This window comes from Metabacillus bambusae (genome assembly GCF_017497975.1).
Classification (GTDB): Bacteria; Bacillota; Bacilli; order Bacillales; family Bacillaceae; genus Metabacillus; species Metabacillus bambusae.
Window position 1 is genome coordinate 134,513 of sequence record NZ_JAGDEL010000002.1, and the last position, 18,117, is coordinate 152,629.

The 18,117-nt window shown below is 34.5% G+C and carries 13 protein-coding genes; 2 read left to right on the forward strand and 11 right to left on the reverse strand.

Annotated features, from left to right (window positions below):
* Nucleotides 1-82: 82 nt before the first annotated feature.
* The 5 genes from I7822_RS03205 to I7822_RS03225 form a co-directional block, all read right to left on the reverse strand.
* The gene (locus I7822_RS03205; protein ID WP_207975338.1) at nucleotides 83-973 is read right to left on the reverse strand and encodes a carbohydrate ABC transporter permease; all 891 of its coding nucleotides are present in this window, start codon (nucleotides 971-973) and stop codon (nucleotides 83-85) included.
* Entirely contained in the window at nucleotides 973-1,839 is an 867-nt protein-coding gene (locus tag I7822_RS03210; RefSeq protein ID WP_207975339.1) for a carbohydrate ABC transporter permease, read from the reverse strand. Before I7822_RS03210 ends, I7822_RS03205 begins: the two co-directional genes overlap by 1 nt.
* Before the next feature lie 87 nt (nucleotides 1,840-1,926).
* The gene (locus I7822_RS03215) at nucleotides 1,927-3,240 is read right to left on the reverse strand and encodes an ABC transporter substrate-binding protein (protein WP_207975340.1); all 1,314 of its coding nucleotides are present in this window, start codon (nucleotides 3,238-3,240) and stop codon (nucleotides 1,927-1,929) included.
* A gap of 296 nt (nucleotides 3,241-3,536) precedes the next feature.
* On the reverse strand, nucleotides 3,537-5,024 hold the full coding sequence (locus I7822_RS03220) for a response regulator (RefSeq protein ID WP_207975341.1): 1,488 nt from the start codon (nucleotides 5,022-5,024) through the stop codon (nucleotides 3,537-3,539).
* 2 nt (nucleotides 5,025-5,026) lie between these two features.
* Nucleotides 5,027-6,781, reverse strand: a complete 1,755-nt coding sequence (locus tag I7822_RS03225; RefSeq protein ID WP_207975342.1) for a sensor histidine kinase — start codon at nucleotides 6,779-6,781, stop codon at nucleotides 5,027-5,029.
* Nucleotides 6,782-7,354: 573 nt separating this feature from the next.
* Here I7822_RS03225 and I7822_RS03230 point away from each other — a divergent pair.
* Nucleotides 7,355-8,929 carry an alpha-L-rhamnosidase-related protein gene (locus tag I7822_RS03230; protein WP_207975343.1) on the forward strand — a complete coding sequence of 525 codons (1,575 nt, stop codon included), beginning with the start codon at nucleotides 7,355-7,357 and terminating at the stop codon, nucleotides 8,927-8,929.
* A gap of 34 nt (nucleotides 8,930-8,963) precedes the next feature.
* On the opposite strand, the gene I7822_RS03235 is transcribed toward I7822_RS03230, so the two are convergent.
* The 5 genes from I7822_RS03235 to I7822_RS03255 all read right to left on the reverse strand — a co-directional run bounded on the left by I7822_RS03235 (nucleotide 8,964) and on the right by I7822_RS03255 (nucleotide 15,277).
* Nucleotides 8,964-9,950, reverse strand: a complete 987-nt coding sequence (locus tag I7822_RS03235) for an AraC family transcriptional regulator (protein WP_207975344.1) — start codon at nucleotides 9,948-9,950, stop codon at nucleotides 8,964-8,966.
* A 566-nt stretch (nucleotides 9,951-10,516) separates the two neighbouring features.
* Entirely contained in the window at nucleotides 10,517-11,998 is a 1,482-nt protein-coding gene (locus I7822_RS03240) for a DUF5605 domain-containing protein (RefSeq protein WP_207975345.1), read from the reverse strand.
* A 91-nt stretch (nucleotides 11,999-12,089) separates the two neighbouring features.
* The gene (locus tag I7822_RS03245) at nucleotides 12,090-13,355 is read right to left on the reverse strand and encodes an ABC transporter substrate-binding protein (RefSeq protein WP_207975346.1); all 1,266 of its coding nucleotides are present in this window, start codon (nucleotides 13,353-13,355) and stop codon (nucleotides 12,090-12,092) included.
* Nucleotides 13,356-13,505: 150 nt separating this feature from the next.
* On the reverse strand, nucleotides 13,506-14,324 hold the full coding sequence (locus tag I7822_RS03250) for a carbohydrate ABC transporter permease (RefSeq protein ID WP_207975347.1): 819 nt from the start codon (nucleotides 14,322-14,324) through the stop codon (nucleotides 13,506-13,508).
* 17 nt (nucleotides 14,325-14,341) lie between these two features.
* A complete protein-coding gene (locus I7822_RS03255; RefSeq protein WP_307847670.1) occupies nucleotides 14,342-15,277 on the reverse strand; it encodes a carbohydrate ABC transporter permease in 936 nt (311 codons plus the stop codon).
* A 703-nt stretch (nucleotides 15,278-15,980) separates the two neighbouring features.
* Between I7822_RS03255 and I7822_RS03260 the strand changes: the two genes are divergently transcribed.
* Nucleotides 15,981-16,943: a nucleoside hydrolase gene (locus I7822_RS03260; RefSeq protein WP_207975348.1), complete on the forward strand. Its 963-nt coding sequence runs from the start codon at nucleotides 15,981-15,983 to the stop codon at nucleotides 16,941-16,943.
* A 207-nt stretch (nucleotides 16,944-17,150) separates the two neighbouring features.
* Here the strand turns inward: I7822_RS03260 and I7822_RS03265 are convergent, their stop codons facing one another.
* A complete protein-coding gene (locus tag I7822_RS03265) occupies nucleotides 17,151-18,098 on the reverse strand; it encodes a sugar ABC transporter substrate-binding protein (protein WP_207975349.1) in 948 nt (315 codons plus the stop codon).
* Between the last annotated feature and the right edge of the window lie 19 nt (nucleotides 18,099-18,117).

Here is an 18,117-nt window from a genome sequence, read left to right on the forward strand (position 1 = left end):
GTAACCTCGGGTCTTTACCTAAACCTATATTTGTGAATCTAATTAAATGAAATAGAAATCAGTCTAGTAAAATTAATTCCTTTTACTTAACTGATCCTGCCGTCATTCCGGCCACAATTTGCTTATTAAATAATATAAATAAAATAAGTGGCGGAATTGAAATTAATAAAACATTTGTAAACAGTAGATTCCACTGCGTATTGTACATACTCATAAAATTATAGAGTGTTAACTGTAATGTGACATTTTCTGCCCCTGGAAAGAAGTATAACGGATTAACGAAGTCGTTATAGACGTTCACTGCAGTCAATACAATGACAGTTGCTGATACTGGTTTTAGCAAAGGCAGAATGATATTAAAGAATAATCTGAATTTCCCGCACCCATCTATTAGCGCAGCCTCATCAAGTGATTTCGGAATGGTAACCATAAACCCTCGATATAACAAAATGGTAAATGGCAGGTTTAGTGCTACCTCTATAAAAACAATCCCAGGCATTGTTTTAAATAGTCCAATTTCTTGAAGTACCCATATGGTCGGGACTACTGCCGGAGGTATAATAAGCCCGGCAAGAATGAGAAAATTAAAGAAAGGAGTTGCTTTTGTTACTTTTCGTTGTAATACATACCCAGAAAGAGCACCTAGAATGATTAAGAGAATAATCGATAATACGGTAATCAAAATACTATTAAAAAATGCACGAAGGATCATACCATCTGACGCACTAATTACTTCTTTCAAATTCTCTATCAAATGAATTGAACTTGGCCATTCCATATTTAATAAGGATGACTCCTTCGTGTTTTTCAACGCGTTAATGATAACAAAATAAAATGGTATTCCAAAAAATACTAGAGTTCCTATAACGGCAAAACATTCAACAAAAAACTTCCACAGCTTTTTAGCAGTCTTGCTTTTGCTTTTCTTATGAACTACTTGAGATTCATAGTTACTTATTACAACCTTGCTCATTATAAATCCACCTCTTTTTTATTTAAATATGCAAATAGAGGGAATGCTAAAGCAGATACAAGTACAAATAAGATGACGTTTCCTGCAGTTGAAAGGCCATAGAAACCAGCCTGATATTGCTTATAAATAATAGAGGCAATCAAGTCGGTACTAAAACCTGGTCCTCCTTTTGTCATTGCCCAGATTAAATCAAAAGAACGTAAACCACCAATAAAGGAAAGAATGATGACTGTGTTCATTGCAGGACGGCTAAGCGGTAGGATAATACTTTTAAATTTATGCCATGAATTTCCACCATCAATCATTAGTGCCTCATAGTAATCCTCTGGAATCGACATAATTCCTGCGATAAAAATAACCGTTGCCATCCCTATCCCTTTCCATACATCAACGAATGCAACGGATAAGAGAGCGATCTTCGTATCACCTAACCAGTCTGGTCCAACAATTCCAAATCCTTGAAGTACAACATTAATAAGACCTTGTGATGGATGCATCATCATCGTAAAAGCAATTCCAACAGCAATTGTACTTAACAGCGTAGGAAAGAATATCATTGAACGTATAAACCCGACTGTTTTAAGCTTTGAACTTAGGAATACACCAAGCAATAGACCAAAAATCACTTTCAAACTACATGTTACAACTGCGTATATTAGTGTGTTTTTAAATCCAATATTTAAAGAAGGTTCAGTTAAAAACGTCTTAAAGTTTTCTAAACCAATAAATTTCCAATCAGTTAACGTCCACCAAGTCATACTGAAAAAAAGTGACATAATTGTTGGCAACAAGAAAAAAACAAAATATATAATTCCTGCAGGTAAAAGGAAATAATGAGTATAGGTGTTACTTGTTAACTTATTCATATGGTGCTCCTCTCTTTACCCTTTCTAATATATTAGCCCTGCTAGAATCTAGTCAGGGCCAATAGTTAATAGAGTAGAATATCTTTTTTACCAGCCTTCAAGACCAAGCTGTTTCGCTTGTTTTTCAACATCCTTGTCGTATAACTCGGCTCCTTCTTTTGCCGAACTAATTCCGCTTCCTATTTGTGTGGTAATTTGCTCTAGGCTAGGTCCTTTTACAGGGCTAAGGAACTCTAGTGCAGGAGCAGTATTTCCTGATTCATAATATGGAAGCATATCCTTTACTGCTTGGTAAACATCTTCAGGAAGTTCTACACCTTTAATTGCAAAAGGTCCATCTGGAGCAACTTTTGACGTATATAAATCTACTGCTTCTTGAGAAACATAGAATTCCATCCATTTTTTAGCTGCATCAATGTGTTCACTATTTTTGTTCAGATATACCGCACCAGGCATCCATACAGTCAAACCATTCTTATCAGCGCTGTCACCCGGTTGAGGGAAAAATCCGATATCATCAATTTGATCAGGATAGTTTGCAGCTAAAGGAGCTAGAGCAAATGTTAGCATTGGGTAATGAGCACCAGTACCTTCAGCTAGCATTTTCAAGCCTTGGTCATAAGTTGTAGCAAGGAAATCTTCATTTAAATAACCCTTTTTATATACTTCTTCTAATTTCTCGAAGCTGCGAAGTGCTGCAGGGGTGTCAGCAAATTTTGCTTTATTTGCTGTAAATTCTTCAGGGAAATTCGGATTCTCTGCAAGGACGTTGTAGTTATCTGCTAAAAAGATCAATTGTGACGTCCAAGAATCTTTAAACGTTCCGATTACTGGAGTTTTACCAGCTTGTTTAATTTTTTCATTATTCGCCATTAGTTCGTCCCAAGTTTTTGGAACAGTAAGACCTAATTCTTCATAGACCTTTTTGTTATACAACCAGCCGCCTGCATTTGTTGCATTTCCTGGAATTCCATAAACCTTTTCATTTACAGTTACAGCTTCTTTAAAATTATCCATCACATTTTCCATGAAAGGTTCTTCTGAAAGGTCAACAAAATTTTGTTCTGGGTTAAGTGCCTGTAAAAGGGATCCTGAATTATACCAAACTAAATCAGCCATATCCCCTGTAGCTAGGCGTGTTTTTACAATATTATCGCCTTCTGAGCCGCCAGGACGCGTTTCAAATTCTGTTTTTATGTTGTATTTCTCTTCGAATGCATCTGTAATTGCTTTGATTCCATCTACTTGGGTTTGATTATCTATCAAAAATGTAAGTGTTTCTGGTTCTGCACCTTTACTACCAGATGCACTTTCCTCTTTTCCACTACAACCAGCTAAAATTCCTGAAAAAAGAGCAACAGTTGAAATGATTGATAGAAGTTTCTTTTTTTTCTTAACCATAAATAAGACCCCATTTCTATTATTTTCACTCTCAAAATCATGTAGCCTTTTCTTTCTTGTTTCAAGGCTTTGTTTTGTTTCTATAACTAAATTGTAAGTGTTTTCATCATTCGTTGTAAGTGCTTACTTTTTTAGGTTTGTGTATGTTTTTTTTGTTTTATGATTGTTTTTTCAAAATATTAGGACCCACTCCATACATATCCAATCAAAAGTTGCTGTTTAATTAACAAAAAAAGACTTGCTGAATTTATAACATAGCAAGTCTTTTTATGTTCATTTTATTTACTATTTAGGTGTTATACTGAATCCTTATATTCACTCGGCTTAACGCCCGTATGTTTTTTAAAAATATCAGAGAAATGCCTATAACTGTGATAACCAACCTTCTCACTTACAACAGATACCTTATTTCCTTCCTTTAGAAGTGCTTTAGCACGGTCTATCCTAAGCTTAGTTACGTATTTAATATAAGATAAACCCATTTCTTCTTTAAACAATACACTGAAATAAGTCGCATTCATACCAACATGTTCAGCTACTTCTTGTAGAGTTAAATCTCGGTTCATATTTCGCTTCATATAGACAATTGCTTTTTCAACTGCAGCATGTTTCGTTGTATCTCGAACATCTAATGTCCAATTCATGATCATTTCCATTTGAGAGCAAAGCCAATTAAGCATTTCTTCCTTCGTCTTTTTCTCTTTAATCTCTACATGTGGCAAATAATTGCTTTGCTTAATTTTCAAAATATCTCCACCAGTTTCCTTTGCTACTTCCATAGCTAAATAAACAAGTTTCAATATTTCTCGTTCAGCAATTTCTCGATTCAGATTCTCTGCTCCAAGCTCATTTGCAAATAATTCAACCTGCTGTAACAATCCTTGTTTATTTCCTGTTCGTATATAAAAAATAATTTCTTCTCCTTGTTCTAAAGCTTCCCCAGGTAAATTTGTGTTACTTCCAACATTCTCATAACGAGTCCAACCGTTTTTCTCTAAAAAACTTCCATATTTTAATGCTTCTAGAGCTTCTTTATAACTTTTTGATAGATCGCTAATTAAAAAGTATGTTTGACCAGAGCCAACATGATATGAAATTTCTTCTGGTAAAAACAATAGCTGATTCCATAAATCATCAATGTCATTATTGTAGTGGAAGACAAAATGCAAATACTCCGAACCATTTCTAATAGATACAACACGATAGGAAGGATTATCATGAATTAAGAACTCTTCTGAAGAAGCAGCAATCACTGTTACAGCTATAATTTGATCTGATCCCTCGCCAAAATGCTCCTTCCATTTTGGTAAAACTTCGGAACCAACTTGAACCAAATCTAAAGTAGCCTTTTGCAAAAGTTCATACTGACTACTCTCCCATTTCATTTTTAATGAAGAAATCATTCTTTGTTCTCCAATTTTTTCAAGAATTTTGTTAATGGCATCTTCAATCATTGATATGGTAATTGGTTTTTCTAAGTAGTCAACCACACCTAATTGAATAGCACGTTTGACATATTCGAATTCATTAAACCCACTAAATACGATACATTGAGTCTCTGGTGCTCTAGAAAGGATTCTTTCGACTAACTGTAAGCCATCGATCCCTGGCATCCTTATATCGGTAAATATAATATCTGGTTTGCATTCTTCAAAAAGCGAAAGCGCAGCAGTTCCATTTTCCGCGGTACCTACTAATTCAATGCCGTATTTTGACCAATCAATCATTTTCTTTAGTCCTTCTGTTACAATAAATTCATCATCAAAAACTGCAGCTTTTAACAATGTCACTCCTCCCCTCTACTTAGAAAAAATCGAAATTCTACTTTCGTTCCCTTATTTACTTCACTTGTAATTAAGAATTTGCTATTAGATCCATAAAAAAGAGTTAATCTTTCGCGTACATTTTTTAATCCATAACCCTTATCTATAACCTTTAAATCCTTTATCCCAATTCCATCATCTTCGACTATGAAGGTTACCAAATTATCATTTAGTTTACCTTTTACATAAATTGTTCCTTCCCCTTCTTTAGGTTCTAAGCCATGATATATGGCATTCTCTACAAGAGGTTGGATCAATAACTTTAAAATTTCAATTTCCATAAGTTCGGAATCAACTTGTTCTATATATCTAAACCGTCCATTGTATCTTAAATTCTGAATGGTCATATAATGATTGATATGTTCTAGTTCCTTCGAAACAGGTATTAATTCTTTTCCACTATTTAAGCTTAACTTAAAGCTTTTTGATAAAGAATATGCCATTTTTGCAATTTCAGGGTTATTTTGCAAAGTCGCCATCCAATAAATGGAATCTAATGTATTGTAAAGAAAGTGCGGCTTAATTTGTGCTTGTAATGCTCTAAGTTCTGCTTCTCTTTCTTTCAATTCAGAACGAATCAGCCTATCACTTAGTTCTTTCGTTTTTACATTCATTTGATTGAATGTTTCACTTATAGCCCCTATTTCATCTTTATCAGGAGGCACTTCAAAATTATATAATTCCTTAGCCCCACCAGCTACTAAGCTCTTTAACTGATGTAACGGTCTTGTCAATCTTCCCGAAAGAATAAAAGATAATAACAAAGCAATTAAAGCTATAAAAAAGGCAATAATCCCCGTAATTAATCCAATTTTATTTGATTCCTTTAAAAGTTCCTTTTCTTTCCTTAATAGCATCAAATCCCAGCCAGTTGTTCTATTAGTGTAACTGTTTACAATATAATTTTCACTTTTTAATTCCTTCAAAAAACTTGCCTTATCTTGATTTGTCATAATTTCCGATCTAAAGGTTGGCGGATAATAATACAAAGGATTAATACTATAAAGATCGTGATCTAGAATGACAAAATTACTTTCCTCATTTTCTTCAAAAACCTTTGTAAACATTGACTTTTTTATGTTCACGACCAATAATCCAATTGTCTTTTGCTCAAATAACTCATGTGGATCTTTTAGTAGTTTTACAGAAGAAAATGTATTGGAATCACTAGTAAGAACATTATAGCTATAAAAAAGGGGCTTACCATTCGCTTCTACACTATCCCTATACCAGTTGGTTAACGAAATATACTGGTGTGTACCTTTTCTGTCAGAAGCACCAATACTTTTAGATGATCCATAACAAACTGAATTAAACTCTTGATCAAATAAACAGACAGAATCTATATCTTCAGTTTCTATGAGATAAGTTGAAATTAGATCTCTTAAACGTTCTTTTGTGTCTTCACCTATTTCCTTTTGTCCCCCTATTTCAACACTTTCAACTAATTCTTGGCGAATGCTATCATTCCATGATATAAACCGTTCCATTTTTATGATGTTTTTAAATAGCAAATCTGCAACATCACTAGAAGTTTTAAGATGTTCCTGTGCATTTTGTACTTGATTCTCAACTAAAGTATTTTTTGCAATATTAAAGCTAATTAAACCTAATATAAAAAGCGGTGGAATTGATAATAAGATCATAAATAAAAAGTATTTATTTCTAATTTTTCTTGGTCGAAAAAGATATAGTATTTTTTTTAGATTAGTCTTCATTATAAACCTTTCCTTTGTGGCTTATTATTAAATGTAAAACTAGCAAACCTTTTTATTAATATAACGCTCTTAAGGATGAAATCAAAGAATAATCTTAAGGACCTGTAAAAAGAGTAAATTAAAATGTAAAACGAATACTTTTCATTTCAAAGCAACCGAGTTTACCTATATAGTAAATCATTTGAATCAACCATGGGATTCATAATTTGCAAAGGCTGTTTTCGAAAAACTTTGTTGCTATTTACATAGTAGTGCGGTGTGGTTGATTTCCGCTCCAATCAACCTAAAATAGTTTTTGTTTTTAAAAGCAACAATCACTTAGAAAAGAGCCTTTGCAAAAAAAACTAACGGATACAAAACGAGTAATGAAGAATTTCGTAATAGATCATTAATTCCTTCGAGTACACATGCCTATAAAACCCCATATGTAAAAGGAGCAATTTATTCTGTAAAACGACCATTGTATACGCATTTACAAAACGTTTTAATAAAAATAAGCAAATTCATTAACATGTGTAATGGAAAACAGGAAAGAACGCATAACAATTTATCTAAAAGGATGGGGAGCCCGGAATGGCTGAAGCAATTCAAAAAGTAAAAAATCAAGTAATCATAAGAAATGAAGAATTTATTACTACTGCTGAAAAGTTAATGCCTAATCTAGAAAATGAAACCGTTAAACCTAAAAACTTGATAAAAATAGAGAAAGATCCCAATAAAATACATTGTTGGGGGACAAAAATCATTGAATCTGCTGAACAACTTCCTAGCAATGATTATGGTAAAGGCGATGAATTCATCCTTGATTTTGGAACACATCTAGTTGGATATCTATCAATGAAGGTTATCCCTGTTGGAAGTCCTCCAGATGCTCCACTTCATCTTAAATTAACGTTCGGCGAAATGCCGGTCGAAATGGCTGAGCCATTCTCAGAATATAATGGTTGGATAAGTTCATCTTGGTTACAGGAAGAAATGCTTCATATTGATGTCATGCCTGGTCTTATCGAATTGCCACGTCGTTACAGTTTTCGTTATTTAAAGATTGAGGTTTTGGATACATCACGTAAATATCGTGTAGCATTTGATGATGTTCAATGTCTTACAGTAACTTCGGGGGATTCATCTCGTGTGAAAGAATTGAATCATAAAGATACAATGTTAAATGAAATTGACAAAGTAAGTATCAAAACGTTGCAGGATTGTATGCAAGAGGTGTTTGAGGACGGACCAAAGCGTGATCGTCGTTTATGGCTAGGGGATTTACGCTTACAGGCTCTTGCTAATTATGAGACCTTCCAAACGAATGATTTAGTTAAACGATGCTTGTATTTATTTGCAGGCGTTCCAGATGATAATGGGAGAATTGCCGCTAATTTATTTATCGCCCCTTCACTTATTGCAGATGATACGTATTTATTTGATTATTCATTGTTGTTCACAACAACTTTATTCGATTATTTTGAGGCAACTGAAGACCTTGAGACACTAACAGAGCTATGGCCTCTTGCCTATCGACAAGTTGAGCTTGCATTAGAGCGTTTGGATGAGCAAGGAATTGTTACAGACGATGAGACTTGGTGGTCATTTATCGATTGGCAAGAAAAACTTAATAAGCAAGCTCCTTCACAAGCAATTTTGATTCACACATTGCGAAGAGCCATTAAATTGGCAGAAGTTCTCAAGAGCGATAAATTGACATTATTAGAACAAAAATTACAAGAAACTGTAGAGGCAACAATCACACACCTTTGGGATCAAGATAGCGGATTTTTTGTAAGTGGATCAGAGCGTCAGATTTCTTGGGCTAGCCAGATTTGGATGGTCCATGCTGAGGTCTTAGCGCCAGAAGATAACTGTAAGCTTATTAATCACTTGTTATCAACCAAGCCAGAGATTGGTCTTACAACACCATATATGTATCATTATCTTGTGGAGGCCCTCATATTAGTTGGTGAAAAAGATCAAGCTATTACTCAACTTAAAGCATATTGGGGAGAAATGATTAATGACGGCGCTGATACGTTTTGGGAATTATACGATCCAGAGAACAAAAGCTTTTCACCATATGGTAGTTATTTAATTAATAGTTATTGTCATGCTTGGAGCTGTACTCCTACTTATTTAATTCGAAAGTATGGTCTATAAGCAAAATAACCTCGTACACTTCGTCTGTACGGGGTTATTTTAAATTTTTCCGAAATCGACTTGGAGTTTCACCATAATGCTCCTTAAACTTACGATAAAAAAAGCTTAGACTATCATAGCCAACCTGATAGGCAACTTCATCTATACTTTTATCTGTATCATTCAATAATGATGCAGCTTCAATCATTCGCTGTGTTTGCACGAGTTCGAGAAACGTTTTCCCTGTTCTTTCTTTTAGCATATTCCCCAGGTAATTCGCGTTAAAACTAAATGTTTCTGCCAAAGAGGTTAATGTACACTCTTTATAGTGCTGCTCAATATACTGCAAAATTTCAATAATATTTGTTTTCCTTGATGTTTTCGAAAGCTCGAAGTTCTTGTCTAACTGGTAAACGCGCATGAGTTCAGTAAACAGGATTGGCATGTAATAATTCACCATTTCCAGTGAGTAATCTTGCGGATCAAAATATTCACAAAGCATATTTCGAATGATAAATTGTAAATTTTCATTATCCTGAGAGTGAAATAAAAGATAGCGATCATGGCGTTGATTTTCAGACACTGCATCTACAAGAAAGCTCGAAACAATCCCCTTGTTGCTAAGTTGTCCTAAAAAAGCCATCGAAAACGTTTCTTTTTTCATAATAATGTTAACTAAAATATCATTTTCTCTTAGTGCAGGAAGACTGTGTGGTACATCCTTATCTAACAAACAAATCTGCCCCTGCGTCAGTTTAACTTTCTTTCCATTTAGGATTTGATGACATTCTCCTGAATACACATAGTTCATTTCGATAAACGTGTGCATATGTAGGGGCATTTCAGCAAAACGGTGGTGTTTACTAATGTAAATTGGTCCTTTATTAAAGAAATATTTCTCTTGTAAACGGGGGATTGAACTATCGCTTTCAACGATTAGTTCATTTCCATCATAATCATTTACATTTTCATGTGTGATGATTTGTATTTTTTCAATATCATCGAGTTTACGCAGGTATTGATCTAATTGTTGATGGTTCATTTGGACACTCCTGGTTTGTTGAAACTGATTTATTTTCATTTTATTCTATTTACTATTTTCTTTCAAAGTAGTTAGATTGTTAAGAAAGTCAATAACTCTTCTGAAGCATTCCAGAAGAGTTATTGACTTTTTCATATCTATAGTGTTTTTTATATTTTGGCTGTTTTCGCAAACTTTGTTGCTATTTATCTAGTAGTGCGGTGTGGTTGATTTCCGTTCCAATCAACCTGAATTAGTTTTAGTCTTACAAGCAACAACCTTTTAGAAAAGTGCCTATATTTTAAACAAGTACATGGATATAATGATAAGACACTAAGCTTAACACCGTTTCAATTCTAAATATACTAGTGAGCTAGGGCTAAAATATATCCCCTGCTTTCTCGAAATTATAAAATTCTTGAACTGTGGATAAGCACACAACATCCAGCTCCAGCGCATAGCCCTTCGAGGTCATAAGCTAATTTAGAATTGAAGGCAAAGAACGCCTTCTATTCTAAATCATCTTATTTGCCTTAGGTGATCAAGGCGCTTGCACTTTTGTTCTTATCTATTAAATGTACCTTCCATTATTTCTTTGTAATTCTTAATCCCATATATGGCTTACCAGGCAACTCAATTTTGCTAGTGTCTGTATAACTTCCATCTAGAGGTGTTATTGTCATATCCCATGTATCAATCAGTTCAATTTTGTAACGATTTCCTTTTGGGAGTGGTAGTATTTTAAACGATGGTCTACTTTGTCCGAAGTATACTAGCATATATTCGTCTCCAATTGCTCCTGCTGCTACATCCCAGCTGAAATCAATTGGATTTAATCGTTTAGCAGGTCCTTCTTCTAAAATCCTTCGTAAAAAGGCAATTCGCTTTGGACTCTCACCATGTAATTCTCCGCCATGAGACCACCAAATAACTCCTTCTGGATGCATATAGGTTTCTCCATGTGTTACATATCCACCGCGACATACACCTTCCCAGAACAATTCAACCATTTTTTCAGCTGTTATATTCCCCCACCCATGATTAATATTTCCCTCATAGCGACATTCATCATTAATGATTGGTTTACGATAACCCTCACGCCATTCCTTAATAAAATACATGTCATGATGCTGTATACTTGCATGAGTCACCCATGGCTTGTTATGGTCATACCAATGATTATTGCTACGATAGTGGATAGTTGGATTTTGCCAATTATGTATTGACCTTAGATGCTGTGATGGGTCTTTCTCCTGAACAATTTTAAAGAAACGGTCCCAGTCATGCATGTTTTTACTCTTAATCAAATCAAATTCATTAGCAAAAGACCACCACACATTACGGAATGAAGCTAACCTTGCTACTAAATAGGATAAATAACGATCATCTGCTTCCTCCCCCATATTGGAGAAACCCCAACGATCGTAAGGATGGAAAATAATTAAATCTACTTCAATACCAAGTTCATTCAAATCATCAATTTGTTTTTCAAGCCTATTAAAGAAATTAGGGTTAAACGTGGTGAAATCAAATCCTTCTTCCTTTGAACCTACATAAGCAAAATCAACAGGTTCATGAAGGTTATAATCATAATGCTTTGGAAAAACACACATACGTATTTTATTAAATGGTGCATTTTTAAGAGATTCTAATGTTTGTTTTTCAAGTTTCTCTCCTTGATGATTCCATGCATAAGCTGTTGTCCCAAATGGATAAAAAGGTTTTCCATCTGCGTATTGGAAATGAGTTTGTTCAGTGACTTGTACGGGCCCGTGATTATTCTCCTTAGGAGTCGTACAGGTAAATGAACCACTAATATCATTCAAAGAAGAATGATTACTTATTGTAGTAAATTTCCACTCTCCTAGAGTATCAGGCATAAAACGAATGCGGTATTTCCCATTTCCATCATAAAATCCATCAGCTTCTACTGTTCTGTTCCTGTATGTAAAAGCTCCTGTAATCTCAATATCGGCAAATGGATTCCCATTAGCTGGACCTTCTAGTTCTAGTTCAATTTCAAACCGCCCCCAACGCTCTACATTCGCATTCCACTTTTTATTATTCATAATATCCTCCTAGACTACTAGTTTGCTATAGTTAGAAAAAGGAACAGCCACTAAGCTAAGTGAATGTTCCTTATCATCTACTTACACTAAATTATTTTAATTCTTCCGCAGACTTCTGCAAAAATTCAGCAGCATCCTTAGGTGAGAATTCACCAGTAATTACGTTATCTTGCGCTTCAAAAAACTTTACGACCATTTCTTGTGGTAATGCTTGGTCAGTAATAACAAACGCTCCGTTATTAAAAGCCTCTACTAATTTAGGTGCATTAGGTAGATTCTCAGGGACCTCAACACCAGCTGCAGCTACTGGGAATTGTACGATGTCTTTATGCTTTTCTATTACTTCCTTGGATGTTGCATATAAAGCAAACTCAATTGCAGCATCTTGTTGTTCTTTCTTTGCATCACCTTTTATTTGAAGCATCTCAACAAAGCTTGATGTTCTTAAAGGCTCTTGTTCAGTCGGGAAAGTAAACACTCCAATTTTTTCTAAATCGAACTCATCCTCTGTAGCAGTTGTGTCAAACCATGGTCCTTCTAAAATCATAGCTGCATCACCACTATAGAATGGCATCTTTGCCTCGTTAGGATCTGATGTGATAAATCCTGTTGGAAAATAGCCTTTATCTTCCCACTCTTTCAATTTTGCGTATGTCTTCTCAACAGCTGGATTATCCCAAGACTCTTCAAGATTGATTAATTTATCCTTTAATTCTGGTCCAGCGTAATGCTCTAGAACAATTTCAGTAAACCTCATTGTATGCCAACCAAACTTCCCTCCAACAGAAACAGGTGTTATATTATTTTCTTTTAATTTAGCCATTACAGCTTCAAATTCCTCAAATGTTTTAGGAACTTTAATTCCTAACTCATCAAAAATATCTTTTCTATAAAAAATACCTAAAGCAGCTAGCTTTGTTGGTACACCTGTAATTTGATCTTCATACTTTGTTAATTCGATTGCTTTCTCTAAGTATAATTCATTCCATTTACCAGCCTCAGCATGCTCCGTCAAATCTAGTGTCAATCCATTTTCAGGATAAAATGAGCCTAGAGATCCCCCCCAGTTAAACCAAATATGTGGAAGCGTATCTGAAGATGAAGCTACTTTTAATCCCTCTTTATGCGCATCAACAGTTCTAGTAGACATATTTATATCAATGTCAGCATGCTCTTTTTCAAACTCCTCAATAATTGGCTCATATATTGATTTATGATTATCAAGAGCCCAAAACTCTACAATAGTCTTATCACTGGATTCATTACCGCTAGCGCTTTCATTCTCATTAGAGCTACATGCACTTAAGATTGACAAAACTAACACTGTGATAATTGTAAGTGAAAATAATCTTTTCAAATGAATCTCCCCCTGTTTAATTTATATAAATTCTAGGAAAAATAATTAAGAACTATCTCCTCTCCTAAAATATATCTATTAAAAGTAATAGAATACGCGGTTTAAAACCTATATTCTGTTACGATTAAACCCTAATATAGTAAACTCATACTAACCTTTAACTGCACCACCGAATCCATTAACAAAATGTTTTTGGAAGATAATATACACCAGAAGCACTGGTAGTACCGATAATAGAACTCCTGACATCATTAATGGATAATTTGTCGAGTGCTCACCCTTGAATGACATAATTCCTGTTGTGATTGTCTTAAGTTCATCTGATGTCAAAAATATTTGTGCTAGCAAGAATTCATTCCATGTTGCTAAAAAGTCTAAAATGATCAATGTTGATATTGCTGGTAGTGCTACTGGTAAAATGATTCTAATAAATAAGAATAAATCACTACAGCCATCAATTCTAGCTGACTCATCCAATTCTCTTGGGATCCCCTTAAAGAACCCGTATAGTATTAATGTAGCCATTGGAATTCCAAATCCTATATAGATAAAAATCAATCCTACATGTGTGTCCATTAAATTCACTTTATTTAACATAATAACTAACGGAACTAAGCAGGCCTGGAATGGAATCGTCATCCCAAGAATGATAAATAAATACACAGGCTTTTCCCACTTGAAATTCAGTCGAGTTAACCCAAACGCTGCAAGTGAAGCTACAAATATCCCTAAGGGAACTTTTATGAGAGAAATGATAAGACTGTTCTTCATATACATTCCTAAATTGCCTTGATTCCACGCCTCAACAAAATTTCCCCACTGATATTCCTTTGGTAAAGCAAATAAGGAATTACTAAATAAATCTCCAGGTGACTTTAGGGAAGTGAAGATAAGAAAGAAAACGGGTATTAACCAGACCAAAGCAAATGAAGTTATGAAAATGTAAAATAAAAGTTTAGATAGTTTCATATTTTTCACACTCCCTCTTAAACATGAGATTTCTTACCCTGCCATAAAATATAAGGAACAGCAATTATCATAACTAAGAATAGTAGAACCATTGAAATAGCAGACCCAGTGCCGATATTATTTAATGTAAATCCTTGATAATACATCCATGAAGCTAATACTTGTGTACTATGAGCTGGGCCACCACCGGTCATGGCGTATATAATGTCAAAAACTCGCATTGAATAAAATAACGTAGTTGCAAAAACAATAATAAATGTTTCACGTAGAAGCGGTAATGTTATGTTATAAAAAGCTTGGAAGCTATTCGCTCCATCCACTTTTGCAGCTTCAAAAGGTTCTTGGGACATTGATTGTAATCCTGCTAGGAATATAACCATTGAACTTCCGACATGTTGCCAAGTTGCGGCAACAAACACTGCATATAAGGCTATTTTGGGATCTGCTAGCCAAGCTACACTTTCAATACCCAATTTGTTAAGTACTTCATTAATTAACCCCATATTCGGGTGGTAAATCCACACCCAGATAATCGCAACAACAATATTTGATAGAATAAAGGGTAAGTAGAAAACAGCTCTAAATATTGCTCTTCCTTTAAAACTTTTATTCAACAATAATGCTAGTATTAGAGCAAATCCCATGCTAAACACTAATGATAATACTGTCCAAATTACATTATTTTTTAAACCTTTTGAGAAGACGGTATCATTGAAGAACAAGTTAACATAATTTCCAATTCCAACAAATACCTTCTCAGCTGAAACTCCATTCCATTCAAACAAACTTAGATAGAATGTGTAAAAGGTAGGTATTACAATTACTAGTAAATAAATAACAAGGGCAGGTGCCATAAAAAGAAGCGGCTTCAGTTGCTTCTTTAATTGTGTTCTTTTTACCATTTTAGCCGTATTGATCGTAATCTTTTGTTCAGTTATTAATTCTTGTTTCATTTTTCCTCCCCCTTATCACTATAATTAATCATTTCTTAAGATAAGTTTAGTTGACTTTAAGACTTCCCTCCAATTCCATAATTGGTTGTAAACTCTAGTACAAAATTAATATAAACGCTTACAAAATTAGAGTGGAAAAAATTTCACTTCCTGATTTTTTAGTAATTTCATAAACTTTTTTATAAACTATCACTGTATTTATTTAGATTATATATTAAACAAACCGACTCAGTCAATTGAATTTTCTGATTTTTTTTAGTTCATATACTCCCTTTTAATCATAACCAACTAGATATTTTCACTATTAAAGGCCAATAAATCTTATTAAACATTATGTTTTCACTGATTTTAACTAGTTTAGTTAGTTAACTAAACTAACTTCAACTAACTAAACACCTAATTAAGCACCTCTCCTATTACTTTATATGTATTTGTTAAAAAGTACTATCTTATAGAATGTTCTCATAGCTATTCTTAATACGTTTATTAGTTAAAAATCCTATTATTACAGTAATTTAAATCTCCTTAAAAGCTAAATCTACTTTTTTCTGGAATAAAAGTTGACTTATTTTTAAAAACTATTGCATTTTAGTAGTAAAACTAAAAAATTGTTCGTTTTAACTAAACTTTTTTATTGAATACGCTACCAATAACTGCTATTATTTATTTATAACAATATTAATCACAGTTATTAGGGGGTTCTATGTTGAAGCATCCATTCGATATTCCTGAATCTAAGAAAGTCCGTTTAATTATTAATACTGATGCAAAAAATGAGGCAGATGATCAATTCGCTATTGTTCATGCTTTATTAACACCTCGATTTAAAATTTCTGGAATAATAGCCGCACATTTTGGTACACTTCGAACTGATCATTCTATGGAAGAAAGCTATGAAGAGGTTAATAAGGTTCTAGAATTAATGAACCTTAAAGACGAAATATCTGTATATAAGGGAGCAAAACAAGCTTTTCCTAATGAGCAAACTCCTGAGTTGTCTGAAGGAGCAGAATTTATCATTAATGAAGCAATGAAAGATGATCCATCTCCTTTGTATGTAGCGTTCTTAGGGCCTATTACGGATTTGGCAGCAGCTTATATGAAGGAACCTGCAATTGCTGACAAGTTAACAGCACTATGGATTGGTGGTGGCGCGTGGCCTGAGGGAGGATTTGAGTTTAACTTAATGAATGATATCCATGCTGCAAATGTTGTTTTCCGTTCCACTATTCCGTTATGGGTTATCCCACAGAATGTCTATAAAATGATGCGAGTGAGCATTGCTGAGTTAGCAGTAAATGTAAAGCCTTATGGAGAAATCGGTAATTACCTTTATCAACAACTAGTAGACTTCAACTTTGATGTCGTTAATAAGCATATACCTACAATGGTAGAAAGGGCTAGACAAGCAGGGAAAGAAGTCGATCCAAAGGATTATGAAGGATGGCCAAAAGGAGAAATGTGGCACTTAGGTGACTCTCCAGTCGTTAGTCTTCTTTTAGATGATCACCAATATGGTTATGAGATGAAGCCTGCTCCAAGAATTACTGAAGACATGCACTATGTCCACTATCAAACAGAGCGTATGATTCGATGGTATCATCTTGTTGATTCTACTTTTACGTTACAAGATATGTATGCTAAATTAAAACTTCATTATGGATAAGAACAAAAGCGCAAGCGCCTTGATCAGCCTCAGGCAATAAGACGCAAATGAATAGAAGACGTTCTTTGTCTTCAATTCATTTGTGGCTTAGACCCAAGAGGGGCTAGGCGCTGGAGCTAGACACCAAAACTAAGTACAAAATTTTATACTTTCTTTTTTAACTGTAAAAATAGGCTGATTTGTATCAGCCTATTTTCGTTTCATCACTTATTTTTCATCTGACATATAAACATCAACTAAAACTTCTTCTTCTGGCTTTGTTCCATCTTTCAAGAAATCATTAACATATTTTACTGCTTCTGAACCAATAAATTCAAAATCTTGAACAGCAGTTACGGACATTTTTCCTTGCTCAATTAAATCATACGCTTCTTTTGCTCCATCAAAACCAATTATAACAATTCCATCATCTTGTCTACCTGCAGTTTCAATTGCACGAGAAACTCCCACAGCCATTGTATCGTTTTGCGCAAATACAACATCAATATCATCATGTTTAGCTAATAAATCTGACATTGCGGCTTCTGCAGGAGCCATTGAAAAATCACCTACTGCAGTGTCGATAACTTCAAATTTACTATCAGGGTTTTCTTTTGGATCAATTACACTTAAGAATCCGCCACCACGTTCACGTTGTGGTGCAGTTCCAATGACTCCTTCAATATGGATAACCTTTCCACCCTCAGGCATCTTCTCTTGTAGCCACTCACCAACGAGCTTTCCTCCTTTTAGGTTATCAGTAACTAAGTAAGAAAGAACTCCCTCAACATCTACTGATCTATCGACTGTTACAACTGGTATTTCTTGAGCAATAGCATCTTCTAGTGCATTTGCAGTAGAAGATTCATCACCAGGATTTATTATAATTGCACTAACACCTTTTTGAAGTGCATCCTCTATCTGTGAAGGCTGTTTCGATGCATCATTTTGACCATCGTACACTAGCACTTCATACCCTAACTCCTCACCTTGATTGACAACAGCATCACGAAGAACATGGAAGAACGGGTTTCCTAAGTCTGCCATAAGAAGGGCTATTTTTTCTTTCCCTTCTCCTCCCCCTGATCCCTCTCCACTGTCTCCCCCTGTTTGACTACTACATCCGGCCACAATTAGTAAGAAAACTGTCAATAGTATAAGTGAAAACTTTTTCATCTTTTCTCCCCCTATTTTT

Excerpts from the sequence above, each read along its gene's own strand:
- I7822_RS03240 (WP_207975345.1), bottom strand. The coding sequence starts at position 11,998 with ATGAATAATAAAAAGTGGAATGCGAATGTAGAGCGTTGGGGGCGGTTT.
- I7822_RS03210 (WP_207975339.1), bottom strand. The coding sequence starts at position 1,839 with ATGAATAAGTTAACAAGTAACACCTATACTCATTATTTCCTTTTACCT.
- I7822_RS03235 (WP_207975344.1), bottom strand. The coding sequence starts at position 9,950 with ATGAACCATCAACAATTAGATCAATACCTGCGTAAACTCGATGATATT.
- I7822_RS03260 (WP_207975348.1), top strand. The coding sequence starts at position 15,981 with ATGTTGAAGCATCCATTCGATATTCCTGAATCTAAGAAAGTCCGTTTA.
- I7822_RS03265 (WP_207975349.1), bottom strand. The coding sequence starts at position 18,098 with ATGAAAAAGTTTTCACTTATACTATTGACAGTTTTCTTACTAATTGTG.
- I7822_RS03205 (WP_207975338.1), bottom strand. The coding sequence starts at position 973 with ATGAGCAAGGTTGTAATAAGTAACTATGAATCTCAAGTAGTTCATAAG.
- I7822_RS03225 (WP_207975342.1), bottom strand. The coding sequence starts at position 6,781 with ATGAAGACTAATCTAAAAAAAATACTATATCTTTTTCGACCAAGAAAA.
- I7822_RS03230 (WP_207975343.1), top strand. The coding sequence starts at position 7,355 with ATGGCTGAAGCAATTCAAAAAGTAAAAAATCAAGTAATCATAAGAAAT.
- I7822_RS03255 (WP_307847670.1), bottom strand. The coding sequence starts at position 15,277 with ATGAAACAAGAATTAATAACTGAACAAAAGATTACGATCAATACGGCT.
- I7822_RS03215 (WP_207975340.1), bottom strand. The coding sequence starts at position 3,240 with ATGGTTAAGAAAAAAAAGAAACTTCTATCAATCATTTCAACTGTTGCT.
- I7822_RS03250 (WP_207975347.1), bottom strand. The coding sequence starts at position 14,324 with ATGAAACTATCTAAACTTTTATTTTACATTTTCATAACTTCATTTGCT.